The organism is Micromonospora sp. NPDC005324 (assembly GCF_040607155.1).
Classification (GTDB): Bacteria; Actinomycetota; Actinomycetes; order Mycobacteriales; family Micromonosporaceae; genus Micromonospora; species Micromonospora trifolii.
Genome location: NZ_JBEXGE010000061.1, coordinates 1 through 21,818, shown reverse-complemented (window position 1 = coordinate 21,818; position 21,818 = coordinate 1). Strand labels below are relative to the sequence as shown.

The 21,818-nt window shown below is 71.8% G+C and carries 26 protein-coding genes and 1 riboswitch; of the genes, 12 read left to right on the top strand and 14 right to left on the bottom strand.

The features are described 5' to 3' along the window. Positions 1-207 precede the first annotated feature (207 nt). Positions 208-435, top strand: a complete 228-nt coding sequence (locus ABZS40_RS34395; RefSeq protein WP_238678512.1) for a thioredoxin reductase — start codon at positions 208-210, stop codon at positions 433-435. Continuing rightward, positions 432-1,193 carry a pirin family protein gene (locus ABZS40_RS34390; RefSeq protein WP_354948595.1) on the top strand — a complete coding sequence of 254 codons (762 nt, stop codon included), beginning with the start codon at positions 432-434 and terminating at the stop codon, positions 1,191-1,193. The genes ABZS40_RS34395 and ABZS40_RS34390 overlap by 4 nt, the downstream gene beginning before the upstream one ends. A gap of 116 nt (positions 1,194-1,309) precedes the next feature. Here the strand turns inward: ABZS40_RS34390 and gndA are convergent, their stop codons facing one another. Both gndA and ABZS40_RS34380 read right to left on the bottom strand, forming a co-directional pair. Further along, positions 1,310-2,752 carry an NADP-dependent phosphogluconate dehydrogenase gene (gene gndA, locus ABZS40_RS34385; RefSeq protein ID WP_354948593.1) on the bottom strand — a complete coding sequence of 481 codons (1,443 nt, stop codon included), beginning with the start codon at positions 2,750-2,752 and terminating at the stop codon, positions 1,310-1,312. Between the two features lie 189 nt (positions 2,753-2,941). Further along, positions 2,942-3,238 carry a thiamine-binding protein gene (locus ABZS40_RS34380; RefSeq protein WP_354948591.1) on the bottom strand — a complete coding sequence of 99 codons (297 nt, stop codon included), beginning with the start codon at positions 3,236-3,238 and terminating at the stop codon, positions 2,942-2,944. Positions 3,239-3,528: 290 nt separating this feature from the next. Between ABZS40_RS34380 and ABZS40_RS34375 the strand changes: the two genes are divergently transcribed. After that, positions 3,529-3,921 (top strand): hypothetical protein, encoded by a 393-nt coding sequence (locus ABZS40_RS34375; RefSeq protein WP_354948589.1) that lies wholly within the window; start codon positions 3,529-3,531, stop codon positions 3,919-3,921. A gap of 184 nt (positions 3,922-4,105) precedes the next feature. Here the strand turns inward: ABZS40_RS34375 and ABZS40_RS34370 are convergent, their stop codons facing one another. The 3 genes from ABZS40_RS34370 to ABZS40_RS34360 form a co-directional block, all read right to left on the bottom strand. Continuing rightward, positions 4,106-4,906 carry an energy-coupling factor transporter transmembrane component T gene (locus ABZS40_RS34370; RefSeq protein ID WP_354948588.1) on the bottom strand — a complete coding sequence of 267 codons (801 nt, stop codon included), beginning with the start codon at positions 4,904-4,906 and terminating at the stop codon, positions 4,106-4,108. Continuing rightward, positions 4,903-6,333 (bottom strand): ABC transporter ATP-binding protein, encoded by a 1,431-nt coding sequence (locus ABZS40_RS34365; RefSeq protein WP_354948586.1) that lies wholly within the window; start codon positions 6,331-6,333, stop codon positions 4,903-4,905. The genes ABZS40_RS34370 and ABZS40_RS34365 overlap by 4 nt, the downstream gene beginning before the upstream one ends. A gap of 117 nt (positions 6,334-6,450) precedes the next feature. After that, complete coding sequence (locus tag ABZS40_RS34360; RefSeq protein ID WP_354948585.1) at positions 6,451-7,044, bottom strand: ECF transporter S component; 594 nt, start codon at positions 7,042-7,044, stop codon at positions 6,451-6,453. Positions 7,045-7,118: 74 nt separating this feature from the next. Further along, positions 7,119-7,223, bottom strand: a riboswitch (TPP riboswitch). Positions 7,224-7,330: 107 nt separating this feature from the next. Between ABZS40_RS34360 and ABZS40_RS34355 the strand changes: the two genes are divergently transcribed. The 5 genes from ABZS40_RS34355 (at position 7,331) to ABZS40_RS34335 (ending at position 12,441) form a co-directional block, all read left to right on the top strand. Beyond that, positions 7,331-8,161, top strand: a complete 831-nt coding sequence (locus tag ABZS40_RS34355) for an alpha/beta fold hydrolase (protein WP_354948584.1) — start codon at positions 7,331-7,333, stop codon at positions 8,159-8,161. A gap of 6 nt (positions 8,162-8,167) precedes the next feature. Then, the gene (locus tag ABZS40_RS34350) at positions 8,168-8,968 is read left to right on the top strand and encodes an AAC(3) family N-acetyltransferase (RefSeq protein ID WP_354948582.1); all 801 of its coding nucleotides are present in this window, start codon (positions 8,168-8,170) and stop codon (positions 8,966-8,968) included. Continuing rightward, the gene (locus ABZS40_RS34345; protein ID WP_354948580.1) at positions 8,965-9,714 is read left to right on the top strand and encodes an SIS domain-containing protein; all 750 of its coding nucleotides are present in this window, start codon (positions 8,965-8,967) and stop codon (positions 9,712-9,714) included. Before ABZS40_RS34350 ends, ABZS40_RS34345 begins: the two co-directional genes overlap by 4 nt. 139 nt (positions 9,715-9,853) lie before the next feature. Further along, positions 9,854-10,357: a DUF6328 family protein gene (locus tag ABZS40_RS34340; RefSeq protein ID WP_354948578.1), complete on the top strand. Its 504-nt coding sequence runs from the start codon at positions 9,854-9,856 to the stop codon at positions 10,355-10,357. A gap of 86 nt (positions 10,358-10,443) precedes the next feature. After that, entirely contained in the window at positions 10,444-12,441 is a 1,998-nt protein-coding gene (locus ABZS40_RS34335; RefSeq protein ID WP_354948576.1) for an acyl-CoA dehydrogenase family protein, read from the top strand. Positions 12,442-12,450: 9 nt separating this feature from the next. Here ABZS40_RS34335 and ABZS40_RS34330 read toward each other — a convergent pair whose 3' ends face one another. From ABZS40_RS34330 to ABZS40_RS34290, 9 genes are all read right to left on the bottom strand, one after another. Continuing rightward, entirely contained in the window at positions 12,451-12,618 is a 168-nt protein-coding gene (locus ABZS40_RS34330; protein WP_167337361.1) for a hypothetical protein, read from the bottom strand. A gap of 245 nt (positions 12,619-12,863) precedes the next feature. Then, entirely contained in the window at positions 12,864-13,472 is a 609-nt protein-coding gene (locus ABZS40_RS34325) for a hypothetical protein (protein WP_354948574.1), read from the bottom strand. Between the two features lie 127 nt (positions 13,473-13,599). After that, positions 13,600-14,049: a GNAT family N-acetyltransferase gene (locus ABZS40_RS34320; RefSeq protein ID WP_354948572.1), complete on the bottom strand. Its 450-nt coding sequence runs from the start codon at positions 14,047-14,049 to the stop codon at positions 13,600-13,602. Positions 14,050-14,062: 13 nt separating this feature from the next. After that, a complete protein-coding gene (locus tag ABZS40_RS34315; protein ID WP_091409697.1) occupies positions 14,063-14,461 on the bottom strand; it encodes a Fur family transcriptional regulator in 399 nt (132 codons plus the stop codon). Then, positions 14,458-14,757 (bottom strand): metalloregulator ArsR/SmtB family transcription factor, encoded by a 300-nt coding sequence (locus tag ABZS40_RS34310; RefSeq protein WP_030338189.1) that lies wholly within the window; start codon positions 14,755-14,757, stop codon positions 14,458-14,460. Before ABZS40_RS34310 ends, ABZS40_RS34315 begins: the two co-directional genes overlap by 4 nt. Positions 14,758-14,800: 43 nt before the next feature. Further along, a complete protein-coding gene (locus ABZS40_RS34305; RefSeq protein ID WP_354948570.1) occupies positions 14,801-15,667 on the bottom strand; it encodes a metal ABC transporter permease in 867 nt (288 codons plus the stop codon). Between the two features lie 3 nt (positions 15,668-15,670). Continuing rightward, entirely contained in the window at positions 15,671-16,432 is a 762-nt protein-coding gene (locus tag ABZS40_RS34300) for a metal ABC transporter ATP-binding protein (protein ID WP_354948568.1), read from the bottom strand. Beyond that, a complete protein-coding gene (locus tag ABZS40_RS34295) occupies positions 16,429-17,376 on the bottom strand; it encodes a metal ABC transporter substrate-binding protein (protein WP_354948566.1) in 948 nt (315 codons plus the stop codon). The genes ABZS40_RS34300 and ABZS40_RS34295 overlap by 4 nt, the downstream gene beginning before the upstream one ends. Positions 17,377-17,430: 54 nt before the next feature. After that, positions 17,431-17,688: a hypothetical protein gene (locus tag ABZS40_RS34290; protein ID WP_354948564.1), complete on the bottom strand. Its 258-nt coding sequence runs from the start codon at positions 17,686-17,688 to the stop codon at positions 17,431-17,433. A gap of 29 nt (positions 17,689-17,717) precedes the next feature. Here ABZS40_RS34290 and ABZS40_RS34285 point away from each other — a divergent pair, with 29 nt between their 5' ends. From ABZS40_RS34285 to dusB, 4 genes are all read left to right on the top strand, one after another. Continuing rightward, positions 17,718-18,059, top strand: a complete 342-nt coding sequence (locus ABZS40_RS34285; protein ID WP_354948563.1) for an antibiotic biosynthesis monooxygenase — start codon at positions 17,718-17,720, stop codon at positions 18,057-18,059. 24 nt (positions 18,060-18,083) lie between these two features. Then, positions 18,084-18,563, top strand: coding sequence for a hypothetical protein (locus ABZS40_RS34280; protein WP_238678531.1), 480 nt, complete (start codon positions 18,084-18,086; stop codon positions 18,561-18,563). A gap of 114 nt (positions 18,564-18,677) precedes the next feature. Next, complete coding sequence (locus ABZS40_RS34275) at positions 18,678-20,057, top strand: glycine--tRNA ligase (protein ID WP_354948561.1); 1,380 nt, start codon at positions 18,678-18,680, stop codon at positions 20,055-20,057. A gap of 64 nt (positions 20,058-20,121) precedes the next feature. Beyond that, positions 20,122-21,294: a tRNA dihydrouridine synthase DusB gene (gene dusB, locus ABZS40_RS34270; protein ID WP_354948559.1), complete on the top strand. Its 1,173-nt coding sequence runs from the start codon at positions 20,122-20,124 to the stop codon at positions 21,292-21,294. The last annotated feature ends 524 nt before the right edge of the window (positions 21,295-21,818 follow it).

The window sequence follows — 21,818 nt, the reverse complement described above, 5'->3', positions numbered from 1 at the left end:
AGCTCGGCGCCCCGGTGCGCCCACCACACGGCGTCGATGCCGGTGCCGCGCCGACCGCCGTGCGTGGTGACCCCCGCATCCCGTGCGGGCGGCGCCGTCGCGTCCTTCCTCGGTGCCGAGGTGGGGTGGTGCGCTCGTTTCGGGGTCCTGCGCAAGGGCGGCGGGTAGGGTCCGGAGGTGGTGGGGACGACGGCGGTTGGGGGGCACATGCGCGATCTCCGATTCAAGATGATCATGGCGTTGAACGCCGCCGACCTGGGCGACCCGATCTGCGAACAGGTGGCCGAGATCTGTGCCGAGATCGCCGAGCAGCACTGCGCTGAGTTCGGCCACACACCGCAGCTGCGCACCGGTGAGATCGCCGAACTGGCCACCGGCGAGCCGGCCCTGACCTGGGCCCCGTCGACCCCCGACGCCGGGCCGCGTGCCTGGTGACCGCCCCCGCGCCCGCTGTCGACATCCGTCGTGCCGATGATCGCTTCGCCACCCGGATCTCCTGGCTGGACTCCAAGCACTCCTTCTCGTTCTCCCGGCACTACGACCCGGCCAACACCCACCACGGCCTGCTGCTGGTCAACAACGACGACGTGGTCCGACCGGGCGCCGGCTTCGAGACCCACCCGCACCAGGACATGGAGATCGTGACCTGGGTGCTGCGCGGTTCCCTGGTGCACCAGGACTCCACCGGGCACTCCGGGGTGATCTACCCGGGTCTGGCGCAGCGGATGAGCGCCGGCACCGGCATCCTGCACTCGGAGAAGAACGACGCCTGGCGGCTCAACAACCAGGAGCCGCACACCGACCCGGTGCACTTCGTGCAGATGTGGGTGCTCCCCGACGAGCAGGGCGTCGACCCCGGCTACGAACAGTTGGACATCGAGGACGAGCTGCTCCGCGGGGGCCTGGTGCCGATCGCCTCCGGGATGGACCGCTACGACAGCGCGTCCGCGATCCGGATCCGCAACCGGTACGCGACCCTGCACGCCGCCCGTCTCGCCCCCGGCGACGAGGTCACCATCCCCGACGCGCCCTACGTGCACCTCTACGTGCCCAACGGCACTGTGACACTGGAGGGCGGCGGCCCGCTCGGCAGCGGCGACGCCGCCCGGCTCACCATGACCGGTGGCCGGCGGGTCACCGCCGACGAACCGGCCGAGATCCTCGTCTGGGAGATGCACGCCACGGTCGCCTGACCGTCACCCGCCCCATGTTCCCGCCCCGAAGATGGATGTGGTGGCCTCCCCAGCGGGGGAGACCACCACATCAAGGATCGAGCACTGTCACGGCGGCGCGCCCGGCGCCGCCCCGGCTACGCCGGAGACTCGGTGCGGTCGGCGGCCCAGGTGGTGTGGAACGAGCCCTCGCGGTCCACCCGCTGGTAGGTGTGCGCGCCGAAGTTGTCCCGCAGACCCTGGATCAGCGCGGCCGGCAACCGCTCCGCGCGCAACGCGTCGAAGTACGCCAGCGACGACGAGAACGCGGGCGTCGGCACACCGGCGCGGGTCGCGTCGGCCACCACCCGCCGCCAGCTCGGCACGCCAGCGCTGACCGCCTCGGCGAAGTACGGCGCCACCAGCAACGTCGGCAGGTCGGGCTGTTCGTCGTACGCCTCACGGATCCGGTTCAGGAAGCGGGCCCGGATGATGCAGCCGCCCCGCCAGATCGTCGCGGTGCCGCCCAGGTCGATGTCCCAGTTGTATTCCTGGCTGCCCGCGCGGATGTGGTCGAAGCCCTGCGCGTACGCGACGATCTTGGAAGCGAGCAGCGCCCGGCGTACGTCCTCGACGAAGGTCTCCCGGTCGGTGACCTGCCACTTCTCACCCGCGTCGGGGAACGCCCGACGGGCCGCCTCGCGCTGGTCGACGTGCCCGGAGAGCGAGCGGGCGAAGGTCGCCTCGGCGATTCCGGTGATCGGGATGCCCAGGTCCAGGGCACTCTGCACTGTCCACCGACCGGTGCCCTTCTGCTCGGCCCGGTCCTGCACGATGTCAACGAACGACCGGCCGGTCGCCGCGTCGGTGTGCGCGAGCACGTCGGCGGTGATCTCGATGAGGAACGACTCCAGCTCGCCGTTGTTCCACTCCCGGAAGATCTCCGCGATCTCGGCCGGCGTCGCGTCCAGGCCGGCCCGGAGCAGGTCGTACGCCTCGGCGATGAGCTGCATGTCGGCGTACTCGATGCCGTTGTGCACCATCTTGACGAAGTGCCCGGCGCCGTCCGGCCCGACGTGCGTGCAGCACGGCACGCCGTCCACCTGAGCGGCGATCTTCTCGAACATCGGCCCGAGCTTCGCGTACGACTCGGCGGAGCCGCCCGGCATGATGCTCGGCCCGCGCAGCGCGCCCTCCTCGCCGCCGGAGACGCCGGTGCCGCTGAAGTGCAGCCCCTGCGCCCGCAGCGCCTCCTCGCGGCGGCGCGTGTCGGCGAAGTGGGCGTTGCCACAGTCGACGATGATGTCGCCCTCGTCGAGCAGCGGCACCAGCTCGTCGATCACCGCGTCGGTGGGCGCGCCGGCCTTCACCATGACGATGACCGCGCGGGGGCGTTCCAGTGACGCCACGAAATCGGCCATCGTCTCGCCCGGCACGAACGTGCCCTCGTCGCCGTGCTCGGCGACCAGGCTGCGGGTGCGCTCCGGCGAGCGGTTGTGCACTGCCACCGTGAAGCCGTTGCGGGCCAGGTTGCGGGCCACGTTGCGACCCATCACCGCCAACCCGGTCACACCGATCTGTGCCCTCGCCTGATCAGCCATTCGTGCCGCCACCTCTCGTCACACCACTATCAGCGTTTGGAAACTTACCGTGATGTGAGCCGATAGGGACCAGTGATCGACGTCCCGTTACTGGACGTGACGTGGACGTTGCCGCTGGCGGCTCGGGCTCTCGACAGTGGTCGGTGAGCCCCGCGCGGGGAAACGTGTCGTCATTCCGCGCCGCGCACGTCAGCCTTCGGCGAGACGGGCTTCGATTCGGGCGATCTTCCCGGTCAACGCGTCGGTCACCCCGGGCCGGACGTCGGCCTTGAGCACCACACTCACCCGGGGCGCCTGCGCGGCGACCACGTCGACCGCCTGCTTCACCACCGCCATCACCTCGTCCCACTCGCCCTCCACGGTGGTGAACATGGCATCGGTCCGGTTGGGCAGGCCGGACGCACGGACCACCCGCACCGCCTCGGCGACCAGGTCACCCACGGAGTCGTCACCGCCGAGCGGGGTGATCGAGAACGCGATCAGCATGTGCCGATCGTGCCAGTAATAACGGATGCGCGTCGGTCGGGCGGTGGCTACGGTACGAACATGCGTAACTGACGCCCCACTTCCGAGCCGGCCCGCCGCCCCGCGTCGCGGTCCGTGCGCTCCCGGGCGTCCCGCATTCCTTCCCCGCCGTTCGGCGGCGATGGCCCTGCCTGGCCCCGGTGAGCAGTCCCTTCCCCACTCGACCGTCGCGCAACGGCGGTCACCAGCCGATCCGACCGACCGCCGCAGCGCGGGACCGGCCGTGCCGGTCGGCATTGAAGGAGGCCCGGATGCCTGCCAGGCGTAACCCGAAGAAGTCCCGTACCCCCAGAGCGACGCCGCTCGGCGTCGACCCGGCGGCCGGCCGCGGCCCGCTCCCAACCACCCTCCCGGCCCTCGACCTCGCGGTCGAACCGGCTTTGCTTGTGGAGCCCGCGCTGCGGGCCGAGCCGGCGCTCCCGGCGGCGCTGGTGGAGCCGGCGCTGCCGGACGAGGTGGCGTTGCCGGCAGCTGTCGACGTGCCCGCTGTTGTCGACGCGCCTTCGGTGGGAGATCTGCCGAAGCCGACCGGCCGACCGAAGGCGCCGACGGCCGGGCCACCGCAGGGCGGCGGCAACCGCTCCGGCGGCGGCCGCAGCCAGCAGGCCGGCCAGACCCGCCGCTACGCCTTCCGCCGCAGCTGACCGAGCCACCCAGCCCCGCCCCGCCCCGCCCCGCCCCGCCCAACGCTCGTCGATCTTGCACTTTCTGTCCTCGCATCACCGGCATAGCGGGATGAATCAACGACAGAAACCGCAAGATCGACGGAAGCGGGGGGCGGGGGTGGGGGTGGGGGTGGGGGGCAGCGGGGGGCGGGGGTGGGCGGGGTCAGCTGATCAGGGGGCGGAAGGCGCCTAGGAGGACGCTCGTGGTGAGGGTGGCTGCGGCGAGGACGGCGGACCCGGCGATGAGGAGGACGTCGGCGCGGGTGAAGTGCTGCCGGCGGGCGACGGTACGGGGTGTGCCGGCGTCGAAGCCACGCGCGTCCATCGCCACCGCCAGCCGAGTGCCTCGACGGATCGCCCCCACCAGCAGCGCGAACGCGGTGGAGGCGAAGAGCCGCAGCTTCGCCACCGGGTTACGGCCCGCGTCGACGCCCCGGGCGCGCCGAGCCATGCTGATCATCTGCCACTCCTGACCGAGCAGCGGCACCAGCCGGAACGCGGCCAGCGCCCCGATGGCGAACCGGGCCGGCGCCTTCGCGTTCTGGATCAACGCGTCGGCCAGGTCGGTGGGGTCGGTGGTCGCGAAGACGATCACACCGGGCAGGGCCACCGCGAACACCCGTAGCACCAGGCCGAGCGCGGTGAGCAGGACGCCGGTGCTCACCAGTACCGGTCCCGCGTCCAGCAGGACCCGGCCGGACCGGTCGGCCGCGAACAGCACCAGCGTGACCAGGATGCCGGCGGCACTGAGCAGCAGTGGCCAGGCCCGTCGGGCCAGCACCCGGTAGCGGATGCCGAACAGCGGCAGGACGGCCAGTTCGAGGGCGATGGCGATCGCCGGGGCAACCGGGTCCAGGGTTGCCAGCAGGGTGAACGAGAAGACCAGTGCGGCGGCGACCTTCGCCACCGGGTTGCGCCGGGCCAACGGCGCGTCCGGCGCGGCCACCGGCTCGATGCTGATCATCGCTGGTCGTCCGGGGCGCGGTGCAGGGTGACGGTGCGATCGGCGAGCGCGGCGACGAAGTCCGCGTCGTGGGTGACAGTGACCACGCCGTGCCCGGCGTCGCGCAGGTCGGCGAAGAGGTCGATTAGCTCCCGCCAGGTCCGCCGGTCCTGGCCGAAGGTGGGTTCGTCGCAGATCAGCAGGCGTGGCGCGGTGGCCAGGGCTGTCGCCACGCTCAGCCGCCGCGCCTCGCCACCCGAGAGGGTGTACGGGTTGGCGGCGGCGAGCCGGTCCAGCCGCAGCCGGTCCAGCAGCCCGGCCACGGTCTCCTTGACGGCCGCCTCGGGTTGGCCGGTGCGGCGTGGGCCGAGCGCCAGCTCGTCGAAGACCGTGCTGGTGACGAACTGGTGCTCCGGATCCTGGAAGACCGACCCGATCCGTCGGGCCAGCGCGGGCGCCCGCCACCGGTGCGGGGGAGTGCGGTGGTCGGCGCCGGCCAACTCCGCTGACGCGGTGACCCGCCCGCTGCCCGGCCGAAGCAGGCCGCCGAGCAGCAACGCCAGGGTGGACTTGCCGGCACCGTTCGGTCCGCGTACGGCGAGTGCTTCACCGGCGCGTACCGCCAGATCGGTGGAGCCCAGCCGGGGCGGCAGGCCGAGCCGGTCGGCGGTGAGCAACAGCTCCCCGGGGCCGGCGGTGGCCACCCGGGGCGCGATGGGGTGACCGGGCACCCAGACCCCCTCGGCGGCCAGGGCGGCACCGTGGGCTGCGAAGACCGCCTCGGGTGTGCCGTCCGCGCGGACGCCGCCGCCCGGTTCCAGGACGACCACCCGGTCGACCAGCGGCAGTGCCTCGGCGACCCGGTGTTCGACCAGGATCAGCGTGGTGTCGGCGTCCAGAGCGCCGGCCACCGCGTGCCGGACCAGCTCGGCCCCGGCCGGGTCGAGGTTTGCTGTCGGCTCGTCGAGCAGCAGCAGGGCGGGGCGCAGGGCCAGCGCGCCGGCGAGGGCGAGGCGTTGCTGCTCGCCGCCGGAGAGCGCCGCGGTGTGACGGTCCCGGGAGTACGGGAAGCCGACCCGGTGCAGCGCCTCGTCCACCCGGGGCCAGATCTCGTCGGCCGGCACTCCACGGTTCTCCAGCCCGAACGCGACGTCGTCGCCGCAGCGCGCCATCACCAGTTGGGTCTCCGGGTCCTGGAAGACGATGCCGACCCGTTCCCGCCCCTTGCGCGGGTCGAGCCCGTCGATCTCGACGGTGCCCTCCTGCTCGCCGGAGTCCTCGGGAAGCAGCCCGGCCAGCGCGCTGAGCACCGTGCTCTTACCGGCCCCCGAGGGCCCGAGCAGCAGAACCCGCTCCCCAGCCTCAACCCGCAGGTCAACACCCCGAACGGCCCACGCGCGCCGCCCAGCGTGTCGCCACCCGAACCCCCGCAGCAGTACCCCGCCCACCAAACCCACCTCCTCCGGGCCGCGCCCCCGCCAATCCTCGGTTGATCAAGAGGTTCGCGTCAGGAAACCGACTTCCGTTGACGCAAACCTCTTGATCAACGTCATCGATCAGGGGGGTTAGATCAGGGCTCGGTTTCGGCCTGCTGGGAAGCGGTCCAGGACGCCGGTGTTGGCCAGGGCCTTCGTCAGCAGCCAGCCGCCGAAGCCGGCGATCACGGTGGCGCTGACGATGGTGAGCAGCGCGTACGGGATGCGGTAGTCGGTCAGCGCGTAGTCGACGTTCCAGACGAAGAAGTCGAACAGCGCTGCGCTGAGGCCGGTCAGCGCGCCCGCGAACACAGCTGTCGGCAGCCGGAACGACCGGTACCGGAAGGCGGCGAAGGCCAGTTCGGCGCCGATGCCCTGCACGATGCCCTGCGGGATCACCGTGCCGGCCCACTGGCTGCCCAGCAACGCGGACAGGACCGCGGCCACCGTTTCGCAGTAGAGCGCGGCGCCGGGCTTGCGGATGACCAGCCCACCGATCACCGCCGGCATCAGCCAGACGCCGTAGAGCAGCGTCTGCGCCGGCGGGAAGAAGGCGAACGCGCCCTCGGTGGCGCTCCAGACCAGGCCCCAGGCCCAGAAGATGACGCCGAAGGCGACCGCGATCACCGAGGCGACCACGATGTCGATGGTGCGCCAACGGTGTGTGTCGGTGGTGGATGTCATGTGTTGCTCCCAGTTCGTGAGTGCGAACCAGGAGAAGACGCACGCCGCGTCCGGTGGCACCGGACTGCGGCGCGGCTGGAGGTCGACCGAACTCCCTGCGCTGGCATTACCCAGATCAGGTTCGAGGGTCTGCGGGCGTGCCCGCACTCTCAGCGCTGTGCGCTCCCCTGTCGGATATGAAGTTGTCTCGCTGACGCTAACACCGACCACTGCCGCGGGCCCAGCAGGGCATCCGTCTGACCTGCGGGAGCGACCGGCGCACCGCCGTCTGGGTACGCTTCCGATCATGCGGGTTGACGCGCGAGGCTTTACGTTCGAGGTGACCGTTGGCGGTCCGACGGACGGCGTACCCGTCCTGCTGCTGCACGGTTTCCCCCAGCACAGTGGTGAGTGGGACGACGTGGTGCCGGCTCTGCACGCGGGTGGGCTGCGCACGTACGCGCTGGACCAGCGCGGTTACTCACCCGGCGCCCGGCCCACTGCGGTGGCCGACTACCGGATCCCCGAACTCGTCACCGACGTGGTGGCGGTGCTCGACGCGCTCGCGCTGGACGCCGTGCACCTGGTCGGCCACGACTGGGGCGCGATAGTGGCCTGGGGGGTCGCCGCCCGGCACCCCGAGCGGGTCCACACGCTGACCGCGGTGTCCGTACCGCATCCGGCGGCCATGGCGCACGCCCTGAGCACCGACGCCCAACAGAAGGCCCGGTCGTCGTACATCGCGCTGTTCCGCAAGCCCGACAAGGCGGAGAAGGTGCTGCTGGCGTGGCACGCCACCGCGCTGCGCAAGCTGCTCGGCGGGGTGGGCGACACGTCCCGGGTGAACCGGTACGCCGACCCGATGCGTGAGCCGGGGGCGCTCACCGCCGCGCTGAACTGGTACCGGGCGATGTCCCGCGCCGACCTGGCCGGCGTCGGCCCGGTCGCGGTGCCCACCACGTACGTCTGGAGTGACCGGGACGTCGCCATCGGCCGGACCGCCGCCGAGGCGTGCGCGCGCAACGTCACCGGGGACTACCGGTTCGTGCGGCTGCCCGGGGTGAGTCACTGGATCCCGGACGCGGCGCCGGCCCCGCTCGCCGAGGCGATCCTGGCCCGAGCCGGCGGAACGGCCTGAGCGGCGGTGGACGCCAGCGGGCCGGGCAGCCGTCGCTCGATCGCCGCGCAGCTGCGCGTGCTGGGCGTACGCCCCGGCGCGACGCTGCTGGTGCACGCCTCGTTGCGTCCGCTGGGCTTCGTCAGCGGCGGCCCGCACGCGGTGGTGCTCGCCCTGCGCGACGCGCTCGGCCCGGACGGTACGATCGTCGTGCCCACCCACACGCCCGACAACAGCGACCCCGCGCAGTGGCGCAACCCCCCGGTGCCGGCGGACTGGTGGCCGCTGATCCGCTCGGAGATGCCGGGCTTCGACCCGGCGGTCACCCCGAGCCGGTTCATGGGTGCGTTCGCCGAGACGGTCCGCGGCTGGCCCGGTGCGCTGCGCAGCTCCCATCCGCACGTGTCGTTCGCCGCGCTCGGCCCGGCCGCCGAGCAGGTGGTGGCCGGGCACGCCCTGGCGGACATGCTCGGCGAGGGCTCCCCGCTGGCCCGCCTCTACGACCTCGACGCCGACGTGTTGCTGCTCGGCGTGGACCACTCGGTGAGCACCTCGCTGCATCTGGCCGAGTACCGCTGCCCCGGCTCGCCCCGGGAGCGGATCGGTGCTGCCGTGCGTACCGCCGACGGTGGTCGGGAATGGGTGTGGTGGCAGGACGTACGACTCGACGCGGACGACTTCGCCGCGTTGGGCGGGGATCTGGAGGCCACCGGGGCGGTACGCACCGCACCGCTCGGCACCGGGACCGGCAGGTTGATGCGCCAGCGGGCGGCTGTCGACTTCGCGGTTCGTTGGCTGGCCCGTAATCGAACGACGGAGGACGTATGACGGTGAGTGCCGAGGACTACCTGGCCGTGGTGACCGAGACGATCGGCCAGGTGGCGGCCAGTCAGCGGGAGGCGGTGGGGCGCGCCGCCGACCTGATCGCGGAGGCCGTCCGAGCCGACGGCGTGGTGCACGCGTTCGGCACCGGGCACTCGGAGGCCCTCGCCATGGAGATCGCCGGACGGGCGGGCGGTCTGGTGCCGACCAACCGGATCGCGCTACGCGACCTGGTGCTGCTCGGCGGCGAACCGGCCGACCGGCTGGGCCCGCTGCTGGAACGGGACCCGGCCGTCGCGCACCGCCTCTACGAACTGGCCCCCGTGCGCCCCACCGACGTCTTCGTGCTCGCCTCGAACTCCGGGGTCAACGGCGCGATGGTGGAGTTCGCCACGCTGGTGAAGGAGCACGGTCACGGACTGGTGGCGATCACCTCGACGCGGCACTCCGGGCGGATGACCTCCCGGCACCCGTCCGGGCACAAGCTGAGCGACCTCGCCGACGTGGTGCTCGACAACGGCGCGCCGTACGGCGACGCGACACTGCCCCTGCCCGGTGGCGGCGCGGTCGGCGCGGTCTCCTCGATCACCGCGGCGCTGCTGGCGCAGCAGGTGACAGTGGAGGTGGTGGCGCGGTTGCTGGCGGCGGGGGAGCGGCCCCCGGTCTACCTGTCGGCGAACATCCCGGACGGCGACGCGCACAACAACGAGCTGGAGGCGCGATACGCGGGCCGGATCCGACGCGGGTCCTGACCCGGTTCCGATGGCCGACTTGCGTCGCCGAGATGAACGGCGGATGTCGTGAACCTGTTTCGCGCTCGGCCGGGTGGGGCATTGGCGTTGCTGCCGGCGGCCGGGACCGCCGGCAGTACCGTCTCACCGGAGGTAGCGCGTGTCCAAGGAGACCGAGAAGCAGCGCTGGCAGCGCAACTTCGCCGACCTGCTGCAGGAGTTGCGGGTCGCCCAGACCGGCGTGCAGATCCTCTTCGCCTTCCTGCTCACCCTGCCGTTCAGTAACGGGTTCACCGAGACCACGGAGTTCCAGCGCGACGTCTACATCGTGGCGTTGCTCGCGGCGGCCGCCGCCACCGCACTGATCATCTCGCCGGTGGCGTTCCACCGGGCGCTGTTCCGGCAGGGGCGCAAACCGGAGCTGGTCCGCTTCGCGCACCGGATGGCCACCGGCGGCCTCGCCTTCATGCTGATCGCGATGGTCAGCGCGGTGCTGCTGATCACCGACTTCGTGCTGGACCGGCCGATCGCCTTCGTGCTCAGCGCCCTGGCCGGAATCTGGTTCCTCACGTTCTGGGTGGCCCTGCCGTTCGCCCGACGCAGTTGGGGTGAGGACGACATCGACGACGAGGACGACGACCCGGACACGAGCACCGGCCGCTGATCGCGCCGACCTTCACGCAGCGCTACCCCTGGGTAACAACCAGGGGTAGCGTGGCGGTAGCCGCACCGAGCATCGAGGGGGCAGCCGTGACCACGACGCAGGATGGCCGACCGGCACCGGACGGCCCCGACTCCGAAACCACTGCCGGTGCCGCCGCGCCGCTGCCCGCGGAAGCCGGGCAGGTCACCGAGAAGGAGGCCCGGCAGGTCGCCGAGGCCGCCCGCGAGTCCACCTGGGACCGGCCCAGCTTCGGCAAGGAGCTGTTCCTCGGCCGGTTCCGGCTCGACCTGATCGACCCGTGGCCCCGATCCGATCCGGACGACGTGGCTCGCGCGGAGGAGTTCCTTGGTCGGTTCCGCGCCTTCCTGGCCTCCGAGGTGGATGGTGAGGCCATCGAGCGGGACGCGTCGATACCCGACTCGGTGTTCCACGGCCTGGCCGACCTCGGCGCGTTCGGCATGAAGATCGACCGGAAGTACGGCGGGCTCGGGCTGAGCAACCTGCACTACTGTCGGGCGCTCATGCTGGCCGGCTCGGTCAGCCCGGCCATCGGCGCGCTGCTCTCGGCGCACCAGTCGATCGGGGTGCCGCAGCCACTGAAGATGTTCGGCACCGCCGAGCAGAAACAGCGCTTCCTGCCCCGGCTCGCCGCCGGTGAGGTGTCCGCGTTCCTGCTCACCGAGCCCGACGTCGGCTCCGACCCGGCCCGGCTGGCCACCATCGCCGAGCCGACCGCGGACGGCACGGGTTACCGACTCAACGGGGTGAAGCTCTGGGCCACCAACGGCATAGTGGCCACCCTGCTGGTGGTGATGGCCCGGGTGCCGGCCACGGAGGGTCGTCGGGGCGGCATCACCGCGTTCGTGGTGGACGGCGACAGCCCCGGCATCACTGTCGAGCGGCGCAACGAGTTCATCGGCCTGCGCGGCCTGGAGAACAGCCTCACCCGGTTCCACGACGTGATCGTCCCCGCCGAGAACGTCATCGGCGGCGAGGGTAAGGGGCTGAAGATCGCCCTGACCACTCTGAACACCGGCCGGCTCTCGCTGCCGGCCATGTGTGTGGGCGCCGGCAAGTGGGCGTTGAACGTGGCCCGGGGGTGGGCCGCCGACCGCGTCCAGTGGGGACGGCCGCTCGGCGAGCACGAGGCGGTCGCGCAGAAGCTCTCCTTCATCGCCGCCACCACGTACGGCATGGAGACCATGCTCGACCTCTGCTGCCTGCTCGCCGACGACGACCGCAACGACATCCGGATCGAGGCGGCACTGGTCAAGCTGTACGCCAGCGAGATGGCCTGGAAGATCGCCGACGAGCTGGTCCAGATCCGGGGCGGGCGCGGCTACGAGACGGCCGACTCACTGGCCGCCCGCGGCGAACGCCCGGCCGCAGTCGAGCAGATGCTGCGCGACCTGCGGATCAACCGGATCTTCGAGGGCTCCACCGAGATCATGCACCTGCTGATCGCGCGGGAGGCGGTCGACGCCCACCTGTCGGTGGCCGGCGACATCATCGACCCGGACGCGGGGCTGGGCCGCAAGGCCCGAGCTGGCGCGCGGGCGGGCGCCTTCTACGCGAAGTGGCTGCCCACCCTCGCCGTGGGTCGGGGGCAGAGCCCTTCGGCGTACGCCGAGTTCGGCCCGCTCGCCGCGCACCTGCGCCAGGTGGAGCGTTCGTCGCGCAAGCTGGCCCGGTCGACGTTCTACGCGATGTCCCGCTGGCAGGGAAAGATGGAGCGCAAGCAGGCGTTCCTCGGCCGGGTGGTCGACATCGGCGCCGAGTTGTTCGCGATGTCAGCGGTCTGCGTCCGGGCCACCGCCGAACGGGACAGCCGCCCGGAGAACGTCGAGCTGGCCGACCTGTTCTGCCGGCAGGCGCGGGTGCGGGTGGACGCCCTGTTCGCCGCACTCTGGGACAACACCGACTCGGTCGACACCGCCGCCGCGAAGCGCATTCTCGCCGGCCGCTACGCGGGTCTGGAGGAGGGCGTGCTCACCCCGTCCGACGAGCTGCCCTGGGTGGCCCGCTGGTCGCCCGGCCCGTCCACCGCCGAGGACGTCCGCCGCCGCATCCCGCCGAAGCCCTGACCAGCGCGGTCAGCGCGAGACCGCCCAGGCCAGCACCCCCGCCAGGATCAGACCGTTGAGCCCGGCCAGCGCCAGGTACGCCGCGGGTGGGATCTTCTTGCCCCGGCGTACGAAGGAGACCAGGACAGCGGCGTAGCCGAGCAGCAGGACGGCGATGACGACGAGGAAGTAGAACACCCGACGACTTTAGCGGCCCCGGCCGCGCAGGCCGAGCTGGCGCAGCGCGCGTTCGGCGGCCAGGGCGTCTGCCCTCGCGTCGTCGCCACAGTTGTCCATGATCAGGTGTTGAAAAGTAGGTCACAGACCGCCTGGAGACCTACTTTTCAACACCTGATCGAGGCGGCACGCGCCGAGACGCGGGCCACACGGCGGCGCGCGGGAGCCACACGGCGAGTCACGTCGGAGTCCCTACGCACCGGACCTCAGCGGCCCCGGCCGCGCAGGCCGAGCTGGCGCAGTTCCAGGGCCGCCAGGGCGTCGACTGTCGCGTCGTCGCCGCGCCGCCACGCCTCGGCGACGTCGGGGCCGATCCGGGTCAGCTGGCCCAGTGGCTGGGTGGCCAGCGCGCGCAGGGCGAGGAGGTCGCGGCCGGCCGGCCCGGCGGCCAGCTTCGCCGCTGATCCGGCCCGGCGCATCCAGCGGACCCGCAGCGGCAGCCAACCGAACAGCACGATGCCGAGCGGGAAGATCAGCACCGCGACGGCGAGGGCCAGGGCGAGCTGGTCGACGAGGTGCTGCTGGTCGCGGCCGGCGTCGGCGAGCCCTCGGGCGGCGTCGGCGGCCTGCCGGAACGGCGCGGTGAGTTCGTCGCCGACAAGCGGCACCCGGCGAACCTTGCTGCCGGCCTCGGCGAGGTTGTCGGCGAGCCCGCTGCCCGCGCCTTCCAACTTCTGCCCCGGTACGGCGAGCTTTTGCACGAGGTCGTGCAGCCACAGCGCGCCGCGGACCGCCGCGTACACCCAGGCGACGACGAGCAGGTCGGTGAGCAACTGACGGGCGGCGGTCGGAAACCGATCGGCATAGATTTTCACGCCGGTCAGCGTGCCACGAACAGGCTGAGGGCGGCACCCGCCGGCCAGCGTGCCACGCGCCGGCCGGGGCCGGTATCCGCCAGGAGTTTGGTCGGGTCCGCCCCCGCACCGCTCGCGGCGTCCGTGATCAGGCGAGCTGGAGGTCCACGAACGCGACAGTGTCGCCGGGCAGGACGTACCGCTCGATCTCGACGAAGCCGTGCCGGCGGGCGAACCGCAGGCCGTCGTCGTTGGACGCCAGGATGACGGTCTGGACGACCTGCGCGCCGAGTTCACGTACCGCAGCCAGCCCGCGCTTGTAGATCTGCTCGCCGTACCCGTGCCGGCGGTGTTCGGGCAGAACCCGGGCGATCACCGTCCCGGGTGCGCTGTCCGACTCCGGGGGTCGCACCGTCGAGCAGCCCACCGGCACTTGGTCGGCGTACGCGACCTCGAGAATGTTTCTCCGCGCGCGGACGGCGATCTCGTCGACCGACAGCGGATCGGTCGGGATGATCAGATTGTGGATGCGCTGCCAGTCGAGCAGCGCTGTGCCGCTGCCGACCGGCTGCACCGGCCGGAACTCAAGGTTTGACACGGCTACGCCCTGGTCAGCGCGGGCAGGTCGGGCAGGTGCCGAAGATTTCCAGGGTGTGGCTGACGTCGGCGTAGCCGTGCTGTGCGGCGACCCGATCGGCCCAGCTCTCCACGGCCGGGCCGGCCACCTCGACCGTACGCCCGCACACCCGGCAGACCAGGTGGTGGTGGTGCCCCTCGCTGCACCGGCGGTAGAGGTGCTCGCCGCCCGGCGGACGCATCACGTCGATCTCACCGGCGTCGGCGAGCCCCTGGAGGGTGCGGTAGACGGTGGTCAGGCCCACCCGCTCGCCACGCTGCCGCAGCATCGCGTGCAGGTCCTGAGCGCTGTGGAAGCCCTCCATCTCGCCCAGCAGCGCGCTCACCGCCGAGCGCTGCCGGGTGTTGCGCACCGCGGCGCTGCTCTCGCTCATGATCCCTCCCCGGCGTGGCTGACCGCGTCCGCCACGATGTGCGCGACGTGCTCGTCGACCAGGCTGTAGGCGATCTCCCGGCCTCGGCGGGAGCCGCGCACCACGCCCGCCCCGCGCAACACCCGCAGGTGCTGGGAGACCAGTGGTTGCGCCGCGCCGAGCTTCTCCACCAACTCGTGCACGCACCGCTCGCCGCCGGCCAGCTCACTGACGATGGCCAGCCGAATGGGCGCGGACAGGGCGCGAAGCAATTCGCTGGCCCCGTCGAACCCGTCGTAGCCCGTGGCGCTGGTCATCCTGCAACGGTAACCAATACCACCGGCGCCGCGCTGACCAGGCTCAGCTCAGCACGACCTCGTGCGGTTCCGGGGTGGGCGAGGCGGTCGGCGTCGTCCGGCGGCGCACGACCCGCCAGGCGGCCCTGGCCACGGCCACCACCAGGAACGACGCGATCGCCACCAGCACCACCGAAGCGCCCGGCGCGGTGTCCGCCGTGGCCGCCACCCAGACACCCGAGCCGGCGGCGAAGAGCCCGAGCGCCATCGCGGCGGCCATCGTGCTGCGGAAGCCCCGGGTGACCTGCTGGGCGGTGGCGACCGGCACCACCATCAACGCGCTGATCAGCAGCACCCCGACGGCCCGCATGGCGATGGTCACGGTGACCGCTGTGGCGACAGCGATCAGCAGGTTCAGCGTGCGCACCGGCAGGCCGGAGACCCGGGCGTACTCCTCGTCGTGGCTGACCGCGAAGAGCGCCGGACGCAGCGCGATCATCGTGACCAGGATCGCCGTGCCGAGCACCGCGACGGTGATCAGGTCGGCGGGTGAGGTGGTGAGCAGCGACCCGAACAGGTACTCGTTGAGGTTGGCGCTGGTCGCGTCGGAGAGGCCAACCAGGAGTACGCCGCCCGCGATGCCACCGTAGAAGAGCAGGGCCAAAGCCAGATCACCGGAGGTACGCCCACGAGCCCGGACGATCTCGATGGCGATCGCGCCGATGGTGGCGGCGATCACCGCGACCAGCACCGGTGAGCGGTTGAGCAGCAGGCCGGCGCCGACGCCGGTCAGCGCCACGTGCCCGATGCCGTCGCCGATCAGCGTCAGCCGGCGCTGCACCAGGTAGATGCCGAGCGCCGGCGCGGCCAGGCCGATCACCAGCGCGGCGATCAGGGCGCGCTGCATGTAGGGGTACTGGAAGAGTTCCATCTGTCAGTTGCTCCACAGCCCGGCGGGCTCGTCGTAGCAGTGCGGGTGCACGTGGTCGTGGTCGGGCTCCGCGTGATGGCCGGCCGGGTCCGGCACCGCGCCGTCGTGGGCGATGCGACCCTCGTGGACGACGACAGCCCGGCTGATCACCGGTCGCAGCGGGCCCAGTTCGTGGGCGACGAGCAGCACCGTTCCGCCCTCGGCGACGAAGTCGCGCAGCGCGCCGGCGAACGCCTCCTGGCTGGCCGCGTCCACCCCTGCGGTGGGCTCGTCGAGAACAAGCAGCTCCGGCTGGCCGGCCAGGGCGCGGGCGATCAGGGTGCGCTGCTGCTGGCCGCCGGAGAGCGTGGACACCGGGTCACCGGCCCGGTCGGCGAGCCCGACCGAGCGCAGCGCGGCGTCGACGGCGGACCGGTCGGCCCGACCCGGCGGACGCAGCACCCCCCGACGGGCCAGCCGGCCGGAGGCCACCACCTCGCGGACGGTGGCCGGTACGCCGCCGCCCGCGCCCAGGCGCTGCGGGACGTACCCGATGCGTGCCCACTGCCGGAACCGGCGCAACGGCCGGTCGAAGAGGGTGACCGAGCCGGCGCTGATCGGCACCAGCCCGAGCACGGCGCGGATCAGGGTCGACTTGCCCGAGCCGTTGGCGCCGAGGATCGCGACCACCTCGCCGGCGGTCACGGTGAGCGAGATGTCCCGGAGCACGGGGCGGCCGTCGTAGCCGACCACCCCGTGCTCGACGGTGATGACAGGTGAGGTCACGAGCAGCTCAAGGCCGTCTGCAGGGTCCGCAGGTTGGTGCGCATCACCGAAAGGTAGTCCCCGTTGCTGCCGGCGGCGAGCCCTTCGATCGGGTCGAGGACGGCGGTCTTCGCGCCGACCTGACCGGCGATGGTCTCGGCCACCTTCGGGCTGACCAGGGTCTCGAAGAAGATCGTGGTGGCCTGGTGCTCCTTGGCCTCCTCGATCACGTGCGCGAGGCGCTGCGGCGAGGGCTCGACGTCCGGGCTCAGGCCGGTGATGCCGACCTGGTCGAGCTGGTAGCGGTCGGCGAGGTAGCCGAACGCCGCGTGGCTGGTCACGATCTCCCGCCGCTGGCAGGTCGCCAGACCCTGCGTGAACTCGCCGTCCAGGGTCGTCAGGTCGGCGCGCAGGGCTGCCGCCCGGGAGGTGTAGTCGGCGGCGTGGTCCGGGTCGGCCTTGCCGAGCCGCTGGGCGAGCTGGTCGCCGATGCCGGCCAGTCGGGTCGGGTCGAGCCAGACGTGCGGGTCCTTGCCGCCGTTGCCCTCCTCGGCGTGCCCCTCCTCGCCCTCGTGGTTGTGCCCGCCGGCGGACGCGCCCAACAGTGGCTGCACGCTGGTCACGTCGAACGCCCGGTCGCCGCCGTTCTGGGCCACGGCGTCGTCCACCGCCGGCTGGAACCCCTTGAGGTAGACGATCAGCTCCGCGTCGCTGACCTCACCGACCTGGCTCGGGTTGAGTTCCAGGTCGTGCGGCTCGGCGCCCGGCTTGGCCAGGTTGGTCACCCGGACCGCGTCGCCGCCGATCCGCTCGGCCAGGAACTGGAGGGGGTAGAACGCTGCCACCACGTCGACTCGCTGGGGATCGGCGCCGGCGGCACCACCGGTGGAGCAGCCGGCCCCGGCACCCAGGGCGAGGAGGGCGGTCGCGGCGGCGAGGACACGGTACGTGGCGCGGTTGGTCATGTGGCCAACTGTCCGTGGCAACGATAATGATTGTCAAAAACGCATGATTGCATGTCAGAGGAGCTTCGCGAGGCCCACCGTCACCAGCAGGGTGAGCATCACCAGTCGGATCAGCCGGGTCCGCGGTGCCTGAACCGCCCAGGTCGTCGCCAACAGGGCGATCAGGACCCCGGCGAGCGCGAGCGTGAGCAGCCCGCCGATCACCCCGGGCGTGAAGAACGCCACCAGCACCACCACCAGGGTGAGCAGGAACACCGACGTCGGGTTCGCCCCGGCCAACCGGGCGAGCAGAGGGCGCTGCGTACGCTGCATCCCACAGACTCTACGAGGAGGAACCCCGGGTGCTGGTGACCAACCGGTTCGTGGTCGACGTCGATGCCGCCGACGGCTTCACCGAACGGGCGCACGCCGCCCTCACCGCGCTGGCCGCCCGGCCCGGCTACCTGCGCGGCCAACTGGTCCGGGCGCTGGACGACCCCCGGCACTGGTCACTGGTCACCGAATGGGAGTCGGTCGGCACGTACCGGAGGGCGCTCGGCGCCTTCGAGGTCAAGGTCAGCGCCGTGCCGCTGCTCGCCGAGTCCGTCGACGAGCCCTCCGCCTACGAGGCGCTGGCCACCGCCGCCCCCGGCGCGGCCGTGGTCGTCGCCGACAGTGATCGGGCTACGGGTCCTTACCGCTGAGCCGGCGGACACTACGCTGCTCCTATGACCGCACCCGCCCCGCCACCCGGTCCCGGGGTGGCTCCGCCGTTCGCCGCGCCGCCCACCGAGGGCCGCCGGACTCGGCTCTGGATCGGCCTCGGCGTCGGCGCGCTCGCCGTGGTGCTCTGCTGCGGCGGGGGTGGCACCGCCGTCGTCGGCCTGGCCGTCAGCGGAGTCCAGGCCATCCGGGAACAGGCCCGCACAGTGACCGGCGACTACTACCAGGCGCTGGTCGAGCGGAACTACGGGCGGGCGTACGACCAGCTCTGCGACGACGCGCAGCGGCGTGAGTCCCGGCCGGAGTTCGAGCGGCGCGCTGCCGCCGAACCACAGGTGACCGGGTTCCGGGTGGGTGAGGTGGACACCACCTACCTGACCGTGCCGGTCGACGTGACCCTCGACGGCGGCGACCGGGAGCGGCAACAGGTCAGCCTCGGCCAGGACGGGCAGACCGGCGGGGTGGAGGTCTGCGAGGTCAGCTGACCCGTCCCCGGTATTCTGCTGGGCTCGGGGGGACGGTGGTCGTACCGTTGTCCCGAACCGACCGTTCCATCCACATCTCGCCCCCGCCGACCGCCAGCCGGCGTAGGAGGAAACATGCCAGCCGACCGTATCGACGCCGTCGTCAGCCTCGCCAAGCGCCGAGGCTTCGTCTTCCCCTCCAGTGAGATCTACGGAGGCACCCGATCGGCGTGGGACTACGGCCCGCTCGGCGTGGAGCTGAAGGAGAACGTCCGCCGGCAGTGGTGGAAGACCATGGTCCAGCAGCGCGACGACGTCGTCGGCCTGGACTCCGCGGTGATCCTGTCCCGCAAGGTGTGGGAGGCGTCCGGCCACATCGCCGAGTTCGTCGACCCGCTCACCGAGTGCCAGTTCTGTCACAAGCGGTTCCGGGCGGACCATCTGGAAGAGGCGTACGCCGAGAAGCATGGCAAGCCGCTCACCTCACTGGCCGAGCTGAACTGCCCCAACTGCGGCAACAAGGGCACCTTCACCGAGCCGAAGATGTTCAACGGCCTGATGAAGACCTACCTGGGCCCGGTGGAGAGCGACGAGGGGATGCACTACCTGCGCCCGGAGACCGCGCAGGGCATCTTCGTCAACTACAAGAACGTCGAGACGGTCGCCCGCAAGAAGCCCCCGTTCGGCATCGCGCAGACCGGCAAGTCGTTCCGCAACGAGATCACCCCGGGCAACTTCATCTTCCGGACCCGCGAGTTCGAGCAGATGGAGATGGAGTTCTTCGTCGAGCCGGGCACCGACGAGCAGTGGCACGAGTACTGGCTCCAGGAGCGCTGGAACTGGTACCTCGACCTCGGCCTCTCGGCGGACAATCTGCGCCTGTTCGAGCACCCCAAGGAGAAGCTGTCGCACTACTCGAAGCGGACGGTGGACATCGAGTACCGCTTCCAGTTCGGTGGCACCGAGTTCGCCGAGCTGGAGGGTGTCGCCAACCGCACCGACTTCGACCTCTCCACGCACAGCAAGCACTCCGGCGTCGACCTGTCGTACTTCGACCAGGGCAAGAGTGAGCGCTGGATGCCGTACGTCATCGAGCCGGCCGCGGGTCTGACCCGCGCGGTGCTCGCCTTCCTGCTGGAGGCGTACGACGAGGACGAGGCGCCCAACACCAAGGGCGGCGTGGACAAGCGCACGGTGATGCGGTTCGACCCGAGGCTCGCCCCGGTCAAGGTGGCGGTGCTGCCGCTGTCCCGCAACGAGGCGCTGTCGCCCAAGGCCAAAGACCTCGCGACGCTGCTGCGCAAGCGCTGGGTGGTGGAGTTCGACGACTCGCAGGCGATCGGGCGTCGCTACCGCCGGCAGGACGAGATCGGCACCCCGTTCTGCGTGACTGTCGACTTCGACACCCTGGACGACAACGCGGTGACGGTGCGCAACCGCGACACCATGGCCCAGGAGCGCGTCTCCCTGGACCAGGTCGAGCGCTACCTGATCGAGCGTCTGCCCGGCTGCTGAGACTCTGCGCACGGGGCCTCGGCCGACGCGATAAGCGCCGGTCGGGGCCCCGTACACTTGTCCGGTGACTGCCTCGACCGTGCCCGCGCTGCGCCCGCTGACTCTCGGCCAGCACCAGGTGTGGCCGCCGGTCGTGCTCGCGCCGATGGCCGGGATCACCAACATCGGGTTCCGTCGGCTCTGCCGTGAGCAGGGCGGCGGCATCTACGTCTGCGAAATGATCACCACTCGGGCGCTGGTCGAGCGCAACCCGAAGACGCTGCGCATGATCGCGTTCGGCGACGACGAGAAGCCCCGCAGCCTCCAGCTCTACGGCACCGATCCGGAGATCACCGCCGCCGCCGTGCGGATCGTCGTCGAGCGCAACCTGGCCGATCACATCGACCTCAACTTCGGCTGCCCGGTCCCCAAGGTCACCCGGCGTGGCGGCGGCGCGGCGCTCCCGTGGCGGCGCCGGCTCTTCGCGCGGCTCGTGCGGGCCGCGGTGGCCGCCGCGGCACCGTCCGGGGTGCCGGTCACTGTCAAGATGCGCAAGGGCATCGACGACGACCACCTGACGTACGTCGAAGCCGGGCTCGCCGCCCAGGAGGCCGGCGTGGCCGCGGTGGCCCTGCACGGGCGGACGGCGTCGCAGCGCTACTCGGGCACCGCCGACTGGGACGCGATCGCCACGCTGAAGCAGGCCCTCGACGTGCCGGTGCTCGGCAACGGCGACATCTGGGAGGCCGACGACGCGCTGCGCATGGTGGCCCACACCGGCGTCGACGGCGTGGTCATCGGGCGCGGCTGCCTGGGCCGACCGTGGCTCTTCGCCGACCTGGAGGCCGCCTTCAACGGTCGACCGGAGCGGCGGCTGCCGACCCTCGGCGAGGTGGCGGTGACCATGCGCCGGCACGCCGAGCTGTTGGTCGACCAGTTCACGGCCGGCGCCCGCAACCCGGCCCGAGGTGAACGGGACGGCTGCACCGATTTCCGCAAGCACGTCGCGTGGTACCTCAAGGGCTTCCCGGTCGGCGGCGAACTGCGCCGCTCGATGGCGATGATCGAAACCCTGGCCCAGCTCGACGACCTGCTCGGCAAGCTCGACCCGGCGGAGCCGTTCCCGGTGACCGCCCTGGGCCAGCCGCGCGGGCGTACCAACTCGCCCGGCAAGGTCTCCCTGCCGGAGGGCTGGCTGGCCAGCCGGGACGACGACACGGTCCCCGAGGGCGCCGAGATGGACGACTCCGGGGGCTGAGCCCCTGGCCGGTCGGGCGTCGGCGCCCCACGACCGTCCCTCCGGCATGCAGGCTCGCAGCAGGTCCGTGCCGGCGCGCCGGTCATTCGCGGGCGCTCGGGTCGTGGCGCTCGGTACTTTCCTCGACACCCCGCGCCGAGGCTGGGCACTCGCGATACTTCGCGCCGAGGCTGGGCAGGTGAGTTCGGCGCCCTGTCGAGCTGATGTCGTGAACGAATCACCAGTTCGGCTCGGTCGGCCATGCCGTGATTCGTCTACGACATCAGCTCGAAAGGACCCATGAGTCAGTCCGTGGGGTGGCCCGCACACTGTGGTCGGGTGGTTCGGTCCGATGGGTGGCTTGCCGGGGGTGGGTGGCGTCGTCAGCTCGGTTGACCCTCGACGTCGTTCGAGCCTGCCGAGGGCGGGTGGAGAACGACCCGGTCATGCCGAAGGGCCGGGCCCCGTGGTGGGGTCCGGCCCTTCGGTCGTGTGTGGGTGCGGGTCAGCTGGTGGCGTAGCCGCGGGTGGCGATCCAGTCGGCG